Origin of the sequence: Sphingopyxis sp. (assembly GCF_041916015.1) — a bacterium.
Classification (GTDB): Bacteria; Pseudomonadota; Alphaproteobacteria; order Sphingomonadales; family Sphingomonadaceae; genus Sphingopyxis.
Genome location: NZ_JAYSAH010000003.1, coordinates 22,542 through 36,480, shown reverse-complemented (window position 1 = coordinate 36,480; position 13,939 = coordinate 22,542). Strand labels below are relative to the sequence as shown.

At 68.8% G+C, this 13,939-nt stretch carries 9 protein-coding genes; 7 read left to right on the top strand and 2 right to left on the bottom strand.

The annotated features are described in order from the left end of the window. The first annotated feature begins 91 nt into the window (after positions 1-91). The 7 genes from ACE3SL_RS00275 to ACE3SL_RS00245 all read left to right on the top strand — a co-directional run bounded on the left by ACE3SL_RS00275 (position 92) and on the right by ACE3SL_RS00245 (position 8,249). The gene (locus ACE3SL_RS00275) at positions 92-1,069 is read left to right on the top strand and encodes an Mrp/NBP35 family ATP-binding protein (protein ID WP_374523759.1); all 978 of its coding nucleotides are present in this window, start codon (positions 92-94) and stop codon (positions 1,067-1,069) included. Continuing rightward, positions 1,069-1,491: a CoA-binding protein gene (locus ACE3SL_RS00270; RefSeq protein ID WP_374523774.1), complete on the top strand. Its 423-nt coding sequence runs from the start codon at positions 1,069-1,071 to the stop codon at positions 1,489-1,491. The genes ACE3SL_RS00275 and ACE3SL_RS00270 overlap by 1 nt, the downstream gene beginning before the upstream one ends. Positions 1,492-1,637: 146 nt before the next feature. Continuing rightward, positions 1,638-3,926 (top strand): molybdopterin cofactor-binding domain-containing protein, encoded by a 2,289-nt coding sequence (locus ACE3SL_RS00265; RefSeq protein ID WP_374523758.1) that lies wholly within the window; start codon positions 1,638-1,640, stop codon positions 3,924-3,926. Then, positions 3,923-4,894 carry a ferrochelatase gene (gene hemH, locus ACE3SL_RS00260; protein WP_374523757.1) on the top strand — a complete coding sequence of 324 codons (972 nt, stop codon included), beginning with the start codon at positions 3,923-3,925 and terminating at the stop codon, positions 4,892-4,894. Before ACE3SL_RS00265 ends, hemH begins: the two co-directional genes overlap by 4 nt. Before the next feature lie 98 nt (positions 4,895-4,992). Next, positions 4,993-6,630: a DUF1963 domain-containing protein gene (locus ACE3SL_RS00255; RefSeq protein WP_374523756.1), complete on the top strand. Its 1,638-nt coding sequence runs from the start codon at positions 4,993-4,995 to the stop codon at positions 6,628-6,630. A 75-nt stretch (positions 6,631-6,705) separates the two neighbouring features. Continuing rightward, positions 6,706-7,428 (top strand): acetoacetyl-CoA reductase, encoded by a 723-nt coding sequence (phbB, locus tag ACE3SL_RS00250; RefSeq protein WP_374523755.1) that lies wholly within the window; start codon positions 6,706-6,708, stop codon positions 7,426-7,428. A 569-nt stretch (positions 7,429-7,997) separates the two neighbouring features. After that, on the top strand, positions 7,998-8,249 hold the full coding sequence (locus ACE3SL_RS00245; RefSeq protein WP_374523754.1) for a ribbon-helix-helix domain-containing protein: 252 nt from the start codon (positions 7,998-8,000) through the stop codon (positions 8,247-8,249). Here ACE3SL_RS00245 and ACE3SL_RS00240 read toward each other — a convergent pair. Both ACE3SL_RS00240 and ACE3SL_RS00235 read right to left on the bottom strand, forming a co-directional pair. Next, complete coding sequence (locus ACE3SL_RS00240) at positions 8,234-9,091, bottom strand: RimK family alpha-L-glutamate ligase (protein ID WP_374523753.1); 858 nt, start codon at positions 9,089-9,091, stop codon at positions 8,234-8,236. The two genes, ACE3SL_RS00245 and ACE3SL_RS00240, sit on opposite strands and share 16 nt — an antisense overlap. Further along, positions 9,091-13,797, bottom strand: coding sequence for an NAD-glutamate dehydrogenase (locus tag ACE3SL_RS00235; RefSeq protein WP_374523752.1), 4,707 nt, complete (start codon positions 13,795-13,797; stop codon positions 9,091-9,093). The genes ACE3SL_RS00240 and ACE3SL_RS00235 overlap by 1 nt, the downstream gene beginning before the upstream one ends. Positions 13,798-13,939: the final 142 nt, after the last annotated feature.

The following is a 13,939-nucleotide window of genomic DNA, read 5'->3' as shown; positions in this document are numbered from 1 at the left end:
AGGGGCGGCGAGCGCGATTAACAGGGGGCGAACGAAAATGAGGCGCGAAAATGGCTGGCATTCACCCGCGCCATGCCTATCTGCGCGGGACATGACCGACACCGCTCCCCTCGCCAGCATCGCGACCGACCTCAGCGGCGGCCGCACCTCGGGCCTCCGCTTTCTCGACGATGCGGGCACGCTCGCGATCGTCCTCGACGTGACCGGGCTCGCCGAAGAAGAGCGAAAGCCGCTCGAGGAGAAGCTCCGCGCCGGTCTGCTCGCAAAACCCGGCGTCACCTCGGTGCGCGTCGCGATGACTGCCGAACGCAAGGGCCTCACGATCATCGCGGTCGGCAGCGGCAAGGGGGGGGTCGGCAAATCGACCCTGGCCGCCAATCTCGCCGTCGCGCTCCGGCGGCGCGGCGTGAAGGTCGGGCTCGTCGATGCCGACATCTATGGCCCCTCCCAACCGCGATTGATGGACAGCGAGGGCGTGAAACCCGAAGCGCGCGGGTCGAAACTCGCGCCCGTCCCCAACGCCTATGGCGTGCCGATGCTCTCGACCGGACAGATTGCGGCGCCCGGGCAGGCGATCGCGTGGCGCGGGCCGATGGCGGGACGCGCGCTCGAACAGCTCATCGATGCGAGCTGGGGCGATGTCGACACGCTGATCGTCGATCTGCCGCCCGGCACCGGCGACGTCCAGCTGACGATGATCCAGAAGCACAAGCCCGCCGGCGCGGTGATCGTCTCGACCCCGCAGGACCTTGCGCTGATGGACGCGACGCGCGCGATCAGCTTCTTCGAGACCGCCGACGTGCCGCTGATCGGCCTCGTCGAAAATATGGCGGGCTACGCCTGCCCGCATTGCGGCGAGGTCAGCGACCCCTTCGGCAGCGGCGGCGCCGAGGCCGCGGCGAAGACCATGGGGCTCGACTTCCTTGGCCGCGTTCCGCTGTCGATGGGCATCCGGCTCGCGAGCGACGGCGGCGTACCGCCCGCCGCCGGAACCGACCCCGAGGGCGAGCCGTTCCACGCGATAGCGGCGAAGGTCGCCGACTGGCTCGCAGCACGAAAGGGTAAATGATGGCGATCAACGACGAGGCCGAAATCCGCGAATTGCTGAGCCAGCCGCGCCGCATCGCCGTCGTCGGGGCCTCGCCCAACCCCGCGCGCGCCTCGAACGAGGTTCTCGCCTTCCTGATCCGTCAGGGGCACGACGTGATCGCGGTCAATCCGGGTCACGCGGGAAGCACGATCCACGGCGCCCCGGTCGTCGCGACGCTCGCCAATGTCGAACCGCCCGCCGAGATCGTCGATATCTTCCGGAGCAGCGACAAGGCCGGCGCCGCAGTCGATGAAGCGATCGTCCATGGCGCGAAGGCGGTGTGGCTGCAGATCGGGGTGATCGACGAAGCCGCGGCGAAACGCGCCGAGGCCGCGGGGCTGGCGGTAGTGATGGATCGCTGTCCGAAGGTCGAGATTCCGCGGCTGGGGTTGCTGCGCTAGTCCTTTTGCAATCGTCATTGCGAGCGAAGCGAAGCAATCCAGAGTGTGACAAGCCGCTCTGGATTGCTTCGCTTCGCTCGCAATGACGAAAGGATGGGTGGGAAAGCCTTTGCCTCGCTCAACCGCGCCGACTATCAGCATTGGCGATGACCGGCATCAGGGACAAGGTGGGGCAAAGCGGCGCGCGGATGCCGCATGTCAGCCGCCGCCAATTGCTCGTCGGCGCGACCGCGGCGGGCGGCCTCGCCCTCGCCTGGACCTTCTGGCCGCGCGATTACGAACCCAACCTCACCGCCGCGCGCGACGAGCATGTCTTCAACGCCTTTCTCAAGATCGGCGAGGACGGCCAGATCGCCATGATCGTCCCGCAGTGCGAGATGGGCCAGGGCGTCACCACGCTGCTGCCGCAGATCATGGCCGACGAGCTTGGCGCCGACTGGCGGACGATCGCGGTCGAGACCGCGCCGATCAACCCGCTCTATACCAACACGCTCGTCGTCGATGAGGACAGCGCCGCCTTCACCCCACGCCGCCTTGTCCCCGATTTCGTGGCCGACGTGCGGAGCTGGGCGCGGCGCGAATGGGCGGTGCGCCACGCGGTGATGCTGACCGCGAACAGTTCGTCGGTGCGGATGTTCGAGGGGCCGTGCCGCGACGCCGCGGCGCAGGCGCGCGCACTCCTCATGATGGCGGCGGCGCGGCGCTGGGACGCGAACTGGGAGGAATGCGATACCGAAGGCGGATTCGTCACCTTCGGCAAACAGAAGCTGCGCTTCGGCGAGGTCGCGGCAGCCGCCGCGCTGCTCGACCCGCCTGCGGAGCCCGTCTATCGCGCCGCAAGCGCCGACCCGCTTTACGGCAAGGAGCTCATCCGGCTCGACCTGCCGGCAAAGGTCGACGGATCGGCCAATTATGCCGGCGACATCCGCCTGCCCGACATGGTCTTCGCCGCGATCCGCCAGGGTCCGCTCGGCGCGACGCGGCTGAAGAGCATCGACCGCAAGGCGGGGCTGAAATCGCCCGGCCTGCTCCACATCGTCGAGCATGAGCGCTGGCTCGCCACCGTCGCGCGCAACTGGTGGGCGGCGAACAATGCGCTCGACCGCTTCGCGCCGGTGTTCGAGACCGCGGGGACGCCGATCTCCTCGCGCCGGATCGACAAGGCGCTGCAGGCCGCGCTCAAGGAAGACGGCCATCGCATCCGCAAGACCGGCGACGTCACCGCGGCGATGGAGGGCCGGACGAAGATTTCGGCGCATTATGCGGTCGCCCCCGCGCTCCATGCCCCGATCGAGACGCGCACCGCGACCGCCGCGCCCGACGGCGCACGGCTGCGCGTGTGGGTCGCGACGCAGGCGCCGACGCAATGCCGCGACGCGATCGCGGCGGCGACCGGCCTGTCGCCTTCGAACGTCACGCTGTTTCCGATGATGGCGGGTGGCTCGTTCGACGCCTGCCTCGATCACAGCGTCGCGGTGCAGGCAGCGATCATCGCACGGCAGATCAAACGCCCGGTCCAGCTCGCCTGGTCGCGCGCCGAGGAGATCATGCGCGACATTCCGCGGGCGCCGGCACGCGCGAAGATGATCGCGACGCTCAACGCCGCCGGCGGGATCGACGCGCTCGTCGCGCGGATCGCGGTGCCGCCGACGAACCATGAGGTGCGGGACCGCCTGTTCGACAATATGCCCGCTGACGTCGCACAGCGCGCCGCGGCAGGCGCGTCCGACGCCCTTGCGGTCGAGGGGCTTGCGAGCCCCTATGCCATCCCGCATTTCGCGGTCGATCACTGCCCCGCCGACATCGGCCTGCCGACCGCGCGCTGGCGCGGCAACGCCGACAGCTACACCGCCTTCTTCACCGAATGCTTCATCGACGAGATGGCGGCGCGTGCGGGATCGGACGCGCTCTCCTATCGCATGGCGATGCTGGGACAGTCGCCGCTGCTCGCGCGCTGCCTGCTCACCGCGACCAGCCTCGGCGGCTGGGAGGGCGGGCTTTCGGGCACTGCGCAGGGCCTTGCCTGCCATACGATGCGCGGCAGCCATATCGCGCTGCTCGCGACGGCAAAGCCGAGCGAAAAAGGGCTGCAGGTCGAACAGCTCGTCGCGGTCGTCGATGCGGGGCGCCTCGTCAATCCGGCGATCGCGCGCCAGCAGGTCGAGGGCGGGCTGATCTTCGGCCTCGCTGCCGCGGTCGGGACGACAACCGATTATGAGGGCGGCGTCGCGACCGCGCGCAAGCTCGGCCAGCTCGGCCTGCCCCGCCTCGCGCAAAGCCCCCAGATTCTGGTCGAGTTCATCGACAGCGACCGCGATCCCGGCGGGCTCGGCGAGATCGGGGTGCCCGTCGTCGCGCCCGCGATCGCCAATGCGATGGCCGCCGCGACCGGCCGCCGCGTCCGCCGCCTGCCCCTTTCGGCGGAGCCCGTGTGAACCGCACCCGCATCGGCGTCCTGCTCGTCAACCTCGGCACGCCCGACGCGCCGACGCCAGGAGCCGTGCGCAAATATCTTGCCGAATTTCTCTCCGACCCCCGCGTCGTCGAGATTCCGGCGCTGCTGTGGCAGCCGATCCTGCGCGGCGCGATCCTGCCGTTTCGTCCCCGCAAGTCGGCCGAGGCCTATGCGCAAGTGTGGACCGACGAAGGCTCGCCGCTCGCCGCGATCACCCGCCGCCAGACGACGGCCTTGCAGGACGCACTCGGCCCCCATGTCCGCATCGCCTATGCGATGCGCTATGGCGAACCCGCGATCGGCGCGGCGATCGATGCCCTGACCGATGCGGGGTGCCGCCGCATCCTGATCGCGCCGCTCTACCCGCAATATTGCGGGGCGACGACCGCGACGGCGGTCGATGCGGTCCATGCCCATCTGGCGCGACGGCGTGCGCAACCGGCGCTGCGCTTTCTGCCGCCCTATCCCGACGATCCGGCCTATATCGGCGCCCTCAAAGCCTCGATCGAGGCCGGCCTCGCCGCGCTCGATTTCATCCCCGACACACTCGTCGCGAGCTTCCACGGCATGCCCGAGCGGACGCGGACGCTGGGCGATCCCTATCACGACCAGTGCCGGGACACCGCGCGCTTGCTGGCCGATACCCTCGGCCGGCCGGTCGAGGTCGCCTTTCAGTCGCGCTTCGGCCGCGCCAAATGGCTCGAACCCGCAACCGACGCGACGCTCGCCCGGCTGGGCCGCGACGGCCGCAGCGTCGCGATCTTCGCGCCGGGCTTTTCCGCCGACTGCCTCGAAACGCTCGAGGAGCTGGCGATCCGCGGCAAGGAGCAATTCGCGGCCGCAGGCGGCAAGCAATTCGCCTATCTGCCCTGCCTCAACGCCAGTGCGCCGGGCATGATGATGCTCGAAACGCTCGTCCGGCGCGAACTTGCGGGGTGGCTCCGATGATCCGGGCCCACGCTTACCAACTCTTTAACTCCTTATAATAGATTGGCCGCCTCGCGGCGCCGGGCCTGGCCGGCGTTCCGCATCAGCAAGGGTGGGTCATGAGCGATCTCGATCAGGCGGCGTTGATGCTGGCCGGCTTTACGGCAGCGTTTCTGCTCTTGGGTTTTGCGGTCTGGTGGATGCGCCGTCCGCGCCCCGAACCCGCCGCACCCCGGGCGCTGAAAACCCCGCACAGCGCCGGCGAGAGCCGCCTGCCCCGATTGCCGCGCCGCGAAGCCGCGATCGAGCCCGTCGAAATAGCGCCCTCGCGGCTGGCCCGGGTCAGCCGCGCGGCGGTCGAAGCCCCGCCCGAACCCTTCGAGGCCTATGATCCCGAACCCGCCCCACCACCGTCTTTCGAGCCCGAAGCGGTCGCGGAAACAGCGGCGCCGATCGTTTCGGAATCCCCAATCTTTCCAGATACAGGGACAGCAGCATCCGAGCCGGCAGCGCCCGCCCAACCGGCGTTCGACACGGAAATGCTCCACGCGCTTGCGGTGCAAGCCGAACGGCAGGCCCATCTTGCCGAAACGCCAGGCCAGAATGAAAACGGCATCCGGTTCGTGCCGCAGATTCCGCCGCGCGACGCGATCCTTCGCACAAGCTGGATCGGCGGCCGCCCGCGCCTGCCCGCCGAGGTCGAATGGCCGCGGATCGACGGGCGCGAGGGCGATTTCGTCGCGCAGATCGCCTGCGCCGGCCTGCCGCCGATGCTGTGGGACGGGCTCGGCCCCCGGACCGGCTGGCTCGCCTTTTTCACCAATCCCGACAGCGGTCAGGCAACCGCGCTGCACCTTGCCGCCGACGGCCCGCCGCGCGACGCGCCGCGCGCTGTCGGGCCAGCCTATTTCCGCCCGCTCGGCCTCGATTCGGCGGCGCTGCTCGCGCTTGCGGTCCCGGCACTTCCCGAATGGCCGGTCGATGTAGCGGCGGGCACGCCCGACCCCGGCGCGGCAAACGAGGCCGAAGCCATTCTGGCCGCCGATTACGACATCGGCGATCCGGCCTTCCACCCGTTCGACTGGGCGACCATGCTCGCGATGGCGCAGCTCCTCGAAGACCGCATTCTGACGCTCCCGACCGATGGCGCAGCGCCCGACGACGCGAACGACGAGCTGGCAGAGGCGATCGCCGATGCCGCCGAAGCCAATCGCAACGCCGCGCAGCGCACCGCCGAGATCGTCGCGATCATCCGCGAAAGCGCTACCGCCGACAGCGGCTTCTCGCCGAGCGATGCGACCGCGGTGATGGCGGCGCTGCACGCGATCCGCTGGACCAAGGTCAGCGCGCGGCCCGACCCCGAAAGCGGCATCGACGAGGTGGAGACGCTCGCGCTGCCGCTGACGCGCCGACGCGCCGACGGCGACCTGTGGGTCGAGGCGTGGCACCATCTGCTGTTCGATCATGCGCGGCATGCCTGGACCGTCGATCCCGCCCGCCTGTCGGCGCCGGCACGCGCCTTTTTCGAGCCGCTATGGCAGGCGATGGCCGCGGATGGCCTGGCGTCGGCGGGCCATATCCCGGCCCAATATGCGCCCGGCTTCGACGAGGAACGCGATACCGTGCTGCTCGAACTGGCGCCGAGCGGCCTCATCGGGCTGGCGCCGCGCGGTGGCGGCCCCCTCGTCTTCGCGATCCGCAAGGCCGACCTCGCCGCAGGTGACTTTTCCAAGGTCCGCACGCTCGCCGCCAATTGACGTTCCGGTCAACTTGCGAGGCGCGGAACCGCGTCTTAAGCAGGTTGCAGGACCGCTTTTGGGAGAACATCGGACATGGCACGAATCGCAGTCGTCACGGGTGGCAGTCGCGGGATCGGCGAGGCAATCAGCCTCGCGCTCAAGGACGCGGGGGTGACGGTCGTCGCCAACTACGCCGGGAACGACGAAAAGGCCCGCGAATTCACCGGGCGCACCGGCATCCCGGCCTATAAATGGGACGTCGGCGACCATCAGGCGTGTCTCGACGGCTGCGCACGCGTCGCGGCCGAGGTCGGGCCGATCGACATCGTCGTCAACAACGCCGGCATCACCCGCGACGGCACGCTTGCGCGGATGAGCTACGACGACTGGCACGACGTGATGCGGATCAACCTCGGCGGCTGCTTCAACATGGCGAAGGCGACATTCGGCGGCATGGTCGAGCGCGGCTGGGGCCGCATCGTCAACATCGGCTCCATCAACGGCCAGGCCGGGCAGTACGGCCAGGTCAACTATGCCGCCGCCAAGTCGGGCATCCACGGCTTCACCAAGGCCCTCGCGCAGGAAGGCGCGAAGAAGGGCGTCACCGTCAACGCGATCGCGCCGGGCTATATCGACACCGACATGGTCGCGGCGGTCCCGGCGCCGGTGCTCGAGAAGATCGTGGCGAAGATTCCCGTGGGGCGCCTCGGCCAGGCGCAGGAAATCGCGCGCGGCGTTGCTTTCCTGTGCAGCGAGGATGCGGGCTTCGTCACCGGATCGACGATGTCGATCAACGGCGGACAGCATATGTATTGAGGGTAGTAGCCGTCGCCGACCAAAGGATCGGAGACTCAGAGCCCCGTGCCTTCAATCTGCACCGTTTGCCCTGAGCTTGTCGAAACGTCGAACGAGTCACGTGCCGCGTTCAACCCTGAGCGCCTGTCTTCGCAGGCAGTCGAAGGGGGCCGTTCTTTCTTTCAGCGCCGCTAGAAGAAGGACGGTGCTTCGACAAGCTCAGCACGAACGGACGAGAGGATGGTGCAGATTTAAGGCACGGCGCTCCAAAGCCGCAAAAGCCCCGCATGCGCACCTTCAATTCGTGTCATTTGTGGCCCCTTCGACACGCTCAGGGCAGGCTTAAGGCGACAAAAGATACGGATGCGCGCGGCCAAACTGTCTCCTTTGTCGCTTTAGCGGCGATGGTGCGATGCGTTCCACGCGCGTAATTTCGACAAAGGGAAAGAGCGAAGATCAGGATTGCACGCCGCGATAATGTAGGAAAGCCTCAACGTCCGGCCTGATCGGCGCTGCTTGCGCCCCCCGGCCCACCGCAACGACACCAGTGGCATCTCGACTCGGCGGCGAGAGACCGCCAAAACGGACCGATGGCCGACGCCCCCTTTCACCCTCCCGTAAAACGCTCGGTCACGATCGCCGGCCATCCGACCTCGATCAGCCTCGAACCGATGTTCTGGGAGGCGCTGGAGGAGGAAGCGGCGCGGCGGGCGCTGCCCGTCAACGCGCTCGTCGCGCGGATCGACGTCGAGCGGATGGATGTCGATGATCCACCGAACCTCACCTCGGCGATCCGGCAGTGGCTGTGGCGCAATCGCGACGACGATCAGATCGCGGCGTAGACCGCCTGCCCGAACGCCGCGCCCTTGTCGGGCGCGTGATGGAGAAACAGCGAGGGTTCGATCAGTTCGAGTTCGATGATGCGCAGCCTGCCCGCCGCATCGCCAACCATATCGACGCGCGCATAGACCGTTGCGGATGGCGCCGCCGCCAGCGCCGCGGCAGCGAGCGCCAGCGCCTCTTCGCCCGGCGTCCATGGCTCTTCGCGCCCGCCGAACTGCTCCTGGACGCGAAAATCGCCCGACGCCGGACGCTTGACGATCGCGTGGCTGAACTTGCCCGCGAAAAAGAAGAGCGAATATTCGCCTTCGGTCAGAATGCCGGGCATCAGCGGCTGGACGAGCCGGCGTTCGCCGAGCGCGTCGGCGGGGATCGGTACACCGGGGCCGATGCGGTGCGTGCCGTCAGCGCCGCCCGAGATCGCGGGTTTGATCACCACCTCTTCGGCGCCGAGCTTGTCCCGCGCGGCGGCCAGCGCGGCGTCATCGAGCGCGGCCACCTCGACCGTCGGGACGACCGCGACGCCCCTTTCGCCAAGCTCCGCCAGATAGGCCTTGTCGCTGTTCCAGCGCAGCACCGGCACCGGGTTGACGACGGGCAGGCCTTCGCCCTCCATCCGGTCGAGCAGCGCGTACCACGCCGCAACCTCGCGCTGGTAGCCCCACGCGAAGAGCGGCAGGATCAGGTCATAGCCCGCAAGCTCGCCGGGATCGGTCCACGCCCGCTGTTCGACGATCAGCCCGGCCGCCGTCAGCGCCGCCGCCTTGCGCGCGAACGCGGGCTGCCATCGCTCGTAATAACCGGGCGCCGGAACGAGGATCGCGACGCGGGGCTGGAACGGCATTACCGCCCCAGCAATCCGCGCGCCTGACCCGCGATATGCGACAGCATCGCGCCGTTCGGGTTCGGGATCGTCCGCGCGCGGTCGATCGTGGCCCGGAATTGCGCGACACGCGGCGCATTGTCCGCGAGCCACTTCGTCACTGCGGCGTCGAGGTCGCCCTTCGGCAAGCCGGCGAGGAACATCAGCCGCATCTGCTGGAAATCGCGCGCGAGGCTGTTGACGAGCAGGCGCTCCCACGGGTCCGCGGGGCTCATATGCGCCGCGAGCGTCTGCGCCCAGTCGAGCCCGAGCGCCTCGCCGAGGTGGGTGAACGCATGCGTCACCGCCAGCTCGTCGTCGCCGCGCCGCGCCGCAAGGTCGACGATGCCGATCGCGCCATCGGTCTTGAACAGCCGCACCACCGACGCAGCCAGCGCCTCGGGCGCGCCGGCATCGAGCAATTGCTGCGCGAGCATGTCCCACTGATGGCGCACCGAGGTGCTGAGCAACTGGTCGACGGTTGCCGTCAGACGGTCGACCCCCGGCTCCAGCCGCGCGACGATCGGCCCCGGTTGCGACAGCGCCGGGCTGACGCGGAGCAAATCGGCCATTTGCGACGTCGCCGCCGACGCTGCCTGACTGAAGAGCGACAGGCGGATCGTCTCGTCGATCTTCGCGGTGTCGAGCGCTGACCAGAGATCCTTCATGTCGAGCAGCCGCTCGACCGCGACGAACGCCGCGGCAACCTCGGCAAGCGAGCAGCCTTCCTCTTCGACCAGCTCGAAGGGATGGACGACGCCCATGCGGTTGACGATGCGGTTCGCGAGCTTGGTCGCGATAATCTCGCGGCGCAGCTGATGCCCGGCGATCGCGCCGGCGAAATCGCGCTGCATCTCGGCCGGGAAGGCCGCGGCAAGGTCGCTCGCGAGCGCGGGGTCGTTCGGCAGGTCGCTATTTTCGATCGCGTCCTGCAACGCGAGCTTGGCGGTCGCGAGCAGAACGGCGAGTTCGGGCCGCGTCAGCCCGCGCCCTTCCTGCGCGCGGCGGAGCAGTTCGTCGTTCGCGGCAAGCCCCTCGACCTTGCGGTCGAGCCGGCCCGATGCCTCGAACGTCTCCATGATTCGCACCAGCGACGGCACCGCCGCCGAGCCGCCCTTTTCGGCGATCGACAGCGCAAGCGCCTGAAGCCGGTTGTCCTCAAGCACCAGCGCGGCGACATCGTCGGTCATGCGGACAAGCAGCGCGTCGCGGTCGTCCTGCGACAGCCGCCCTTCGGCCATCTCGCGGTTGAGCGCGATCTTGATGTTGACCTCATTATCCGAGCAGTCGACCCCGGCGCTGTTGTCGACGAAGTCGGCGTTGATCCGCCCGCCCTTCATCGAGAAGGCGATGCGCGCCGCCTGGGTGACGCCGAGGTTCGCGCCCTCGCCCACCGCGCGGACGCGCAGATCCTCGGCATCGACGCGCAGCGCGTCGTTCGCGGGATCGCCGACCTCGGCATTATTCTGGCTCGCCGCCTTCACATAGGTGCCGATGCCGCCGAACCACAGAAGATCGACCGGCGCCTTGAGGATCGCGGAGATCAGCGCGGTCGGTTCGATTTCCGCTTGCGACAGGCCGAGCACCGCCTGTACCTCGGCGCTGAGCAGGATGCTCTTCTGGCTGCGCGGGAAGACGCCGCCGCCCTTCGAGATCAGCTTCTTGTCATAATCGTCCCAGCTCGACCGCGGCAGCTTGAACAGCCGGTCGCGCTCCTTCCAGCTCTTGGCCGGATCGGGATCGGGGTCGAGGAAGATATGGCGATGGTCGAACGCCGCGACGAGGCGGAGCGACTTCGACAGCAGCATGCCGTTGCCGAACACGTCGCCCGACATGTCGCCGCAGCCGACGACCTGAACCGGGTCGGTCTGCACGTCGATGCCCATTTCGGCAAAGTGGCGCTGGACCGACACCCACGCGCCGCGGGCGGTGATGCCCATCGCCTTGTGGTCATAGCCCTTCGACCCGCCGCTCGCGAAAGCATCGCCGAGCCAGAAATCGCGCTCCATCGCGAGCGCGTTGGCAACGTCGGAGAAGGTCGCGGTGCCCTTGTCGGCGGCGACGACGAAATAGGGATCGTCGCCGTCGCGGATCACGACATTCTTCGGATGCACGACCTTGCCACCGACGAGGTTGTCGGTGACCGACAGCAAAGTGCGGATGAAGATGCGATAGCATTCGGTGCCCTCGGCGAACCAGGCGTCGCGGTCCTCGGCGGGGCTGGGCAGCGCCTTCGGATAGAAGCCGCCCTTCGCGCCGGTCGGCACGATCACGGCGTTCTTCACGCGCTGCGCCTTCATCAGCCCGAGGATTTCGGTGCGGAAGTCGTCGCGGCGATCGGACCAGCGCAGCCCGCCGCGCGCGACCGGGCCGGCGCGGAGATGCACGCCCTCGACGCGCGGGCTGTAGACCCAGATTTCGCGCCATGGCAGCGGCTTGGGCAGGCCCGGAACCTCGCTCGAATCGATCTTGAACGCCAGCGCCTCGGCGGCGGCGGGCGCGAAGGCATTGGTGCGCAGCGTCGCGCCGATCACCGCGTTGAACAGGCGCAGGATGCGGTCCTCGTCGATCGACGCGATGCCCGCGAAGCCCGCGAGAATCTCGGCTTCGAGCGCCTCGGCGCGCGCCGCGTCCTTCGCCTTCGGATCGTGGAGCGCGCGGAAGCGCGCGATCAGCGCCGCGGTCAGCGCGGGCGCGTTGCGCAGCGCGGCGACCACCGTGTCCATGCCATAGGCCGAGCCGCCCTGGCGCATGTAGCGGAACCAGGCGCGCAGCCACACGATCGCCTGCGGATCGGTCTGCGTGACCAGCACGAGCTGGTTGAAGGCGTCGTTCTCGGCCTTGCCGTCCAGCACCGCGGCGATCGCATTCTCGATCGTCTCGACGTGCGGCAACAGCGCGGTCTCGTCGACATTGGCGGGCAGGCGGAGCGAGAAATCGTGGATGAAGGTCGGCTGCTCGACCGCCTCGCCCTCGGCCGCGATGCGGACGTTGAGCTCGGTCGGAATTTCCTCGAGCACCTCGAAACCGAAATGTTCGAGCGCCGGGACGACGTCGGACAGTGCGAGCGGGCCGGCGGCGCTGTAGACCTTGAGCCGCAGCCGGTCGTCGCCGTCGAGGCTCTTCTTCGCGAGCCGCACGCTGCGCGGACGGTCGGCGTCGAGGTCGCGCAGCCGCAATATATCGCGCGCGGCCTCTTCGGGGTTGTAGAGATTGCGGTAATTGGCGGGGAAGAGCGGCGCGAAACGCGAAGCCAGCGCCGCCGCGCGGCCGGCGTCGCCGCGCTTCGCCAGCGCGGCCTCGACCTCGGGCTGCCAGCCGCGGACCATCTGTTCGAGCTGCGTGTCGAGCGCGGCCGCGTCGGGAACGAGGCCGCCGTCGCGCAGGTCGAGCGTGAAGCGGAGCAGCGCCGAGCCGCCGTCCTCGAGCGCCATCGTCCAGTTGATCACGCCTGCCTTCGCCGCGCGCACAAGCATCGTTTCGACCGCCTGACGGCGCCCGGTCGAAACCTCGTCGCGCGGCAGCCAGACGAAGGCGAACAGGTGGCGGCCGAGCGCGCTGCGCACCATCACGATCTTCGGGCGCGGCCGGTCGGTGATCGACATCGAGGTCAGCACCAGATCCTCGAGCGACGCGCTGTCGAAGGCGATCAGCAGGTCGTGCGGCAGCGCGGTCAGCGCGTGCGCGAGCGCCTTGCCGGCGTGGCCCGTCGGATCGAAGCCGAACTTCGCCATCAGCGCCTCGAGCTGCGCGCGCAGCATCGGCACCTTCGCGGGCGGGGTCGAGAGCGCGGCGCTGGTCCACAGGCCGGCGTGGATCGACAGCCGATCGACCGTCTTGCCCTTCATCTCGGGAACGACGACGAGGTCGAGCAGCACGCGGCGGTGGACCGCCGAGAGACGGTTCGACTTGATCAGCAGCGGCGAGGCGCCATTCTTGTCGAAATAGTCGAACGCCGCCGCGAGCGCCGCAGGCGACAACAGCTGGCCCGCACCGCTCGCCGAAATGCCGAGCGCCTCGTGCACCGCACCCTCGCGGGTACGCCATTCGTGGCCGAGCTGGGTCATCGCGCCGCCCTCGAACCAGCGCAGCAGTTCGGCGGCTTCGCCATCGGCGCGCATCGCCGCATCGGCGAGCATCGCGGCGCGCATCGCCTTCCAGTCGGCGACCGCGGCGCGCACGTCGGCCAGCGCCGCCTCGAGTGCGTCGAGCAGACGCCGCCGCGCCCGCGCGTCGCCGCGCTCAAGTTCCATATAGATGACCGACTCGCGCGCGCCGTCGGACTTGCCGGCATCGATGCCGGTCAGCCGGCCCTTCGCATCGCGCTCGACCGAGACGACGGGGTGGAGGATGCGGTGAATGACCAGCCCCTGCGCGCCGACGATCTGCGAGGTCGAATCGACAAGGAAGGGCATGTCGTCGTTGACGACCGCGAGCCGCATCCGGCGATCGGTGCCGTCGGCGGCGATCGGTTCGAGGAGCAGCGAAGGCTTGCCTGCGGCGCGATCGAGCGCGGCGCGGGCGGCGAAATCGCCCGCGGCGGCGAGCGCCCTGGCATCGAGGTCGTCGCCCTCGCCCGGCAGCGCGCTGCCTTGTAACGCGGCCGACAGGGCCTTGGCGAATTTAACAGGGGCTTGCGGCGCCGAAGAGGTTTCGGCGTCGGCGGCTTCGGTCTGATTAGAAGGCATAGGGTTGCAGCATCCCGACGAAAAGAGGCGGGCCGCTGCCGGGGGATGGCAAGGACCCTTTCGCTAACCGCTCCTATGCGCCTGCTCAGCGCGCGGCTCAACCCCCGCGAAGGCTCCGCGCAAAATAATTTCAATTTTCGGT

Coding starts and splice junctions, on each gene's coding strand:
- ACE3SL_RS00240 (WP_374523753.1), bottom strand. CDS start 9,091: ATGCCGTTCCAGCCCCGCGTCGCGATCCTCGTTCCGGCGCCCGGTTAT.
- ACE3SL_RS00270 (WP_374523774.1), top strand. CDS start 1,069: ATGGCGATCAACGACGAGGCCGAAATCCGCGAATTGCTGAGCCAGCCG.
- ACE3SL_RS00265 (WP_374523758.1), top strand. CDS start 1,638: ATGACCGGCATCAGGGACAAGGTGGGGCAAAGCGGCGCGCGGATGCCG.
- phbB (WP_374523755.1), top strand. CDS start 6,706: ATGGCACGAATCGCAGTCGTCACGGGTGGCAGTCGCGGGATCGGCGAG.
- ACE3SL_RS00235 (WP_374523752.1), bottom strand. CDS start 13,797: ATGCCTTCTAATCAGACCGAAGCCGCCGACGCCGAAACCTCTTCGGCG.
- ACE3SL_RS00255 (WP_374523756.1), top strand. CDS start 4,993: ATGAGCGATCTCGATCAGGCGGCGTTGATGCTGGCCGGCTTTACGGCA.
- ACE3SL_RS00275 (WP_374523759.1), top strand. CDS start 92: ATGACCGACACCGCTCCCCTCGCCAGCATCGCGACCGACCTCAGCGGC.
- ACE3SL_RS00245 (WP_374523754.1), top strand. CDS start 7,998: ATGGCCGACGCCCCCTTTCACCCTCCCGTAAAACGCTCGGTCACGATC.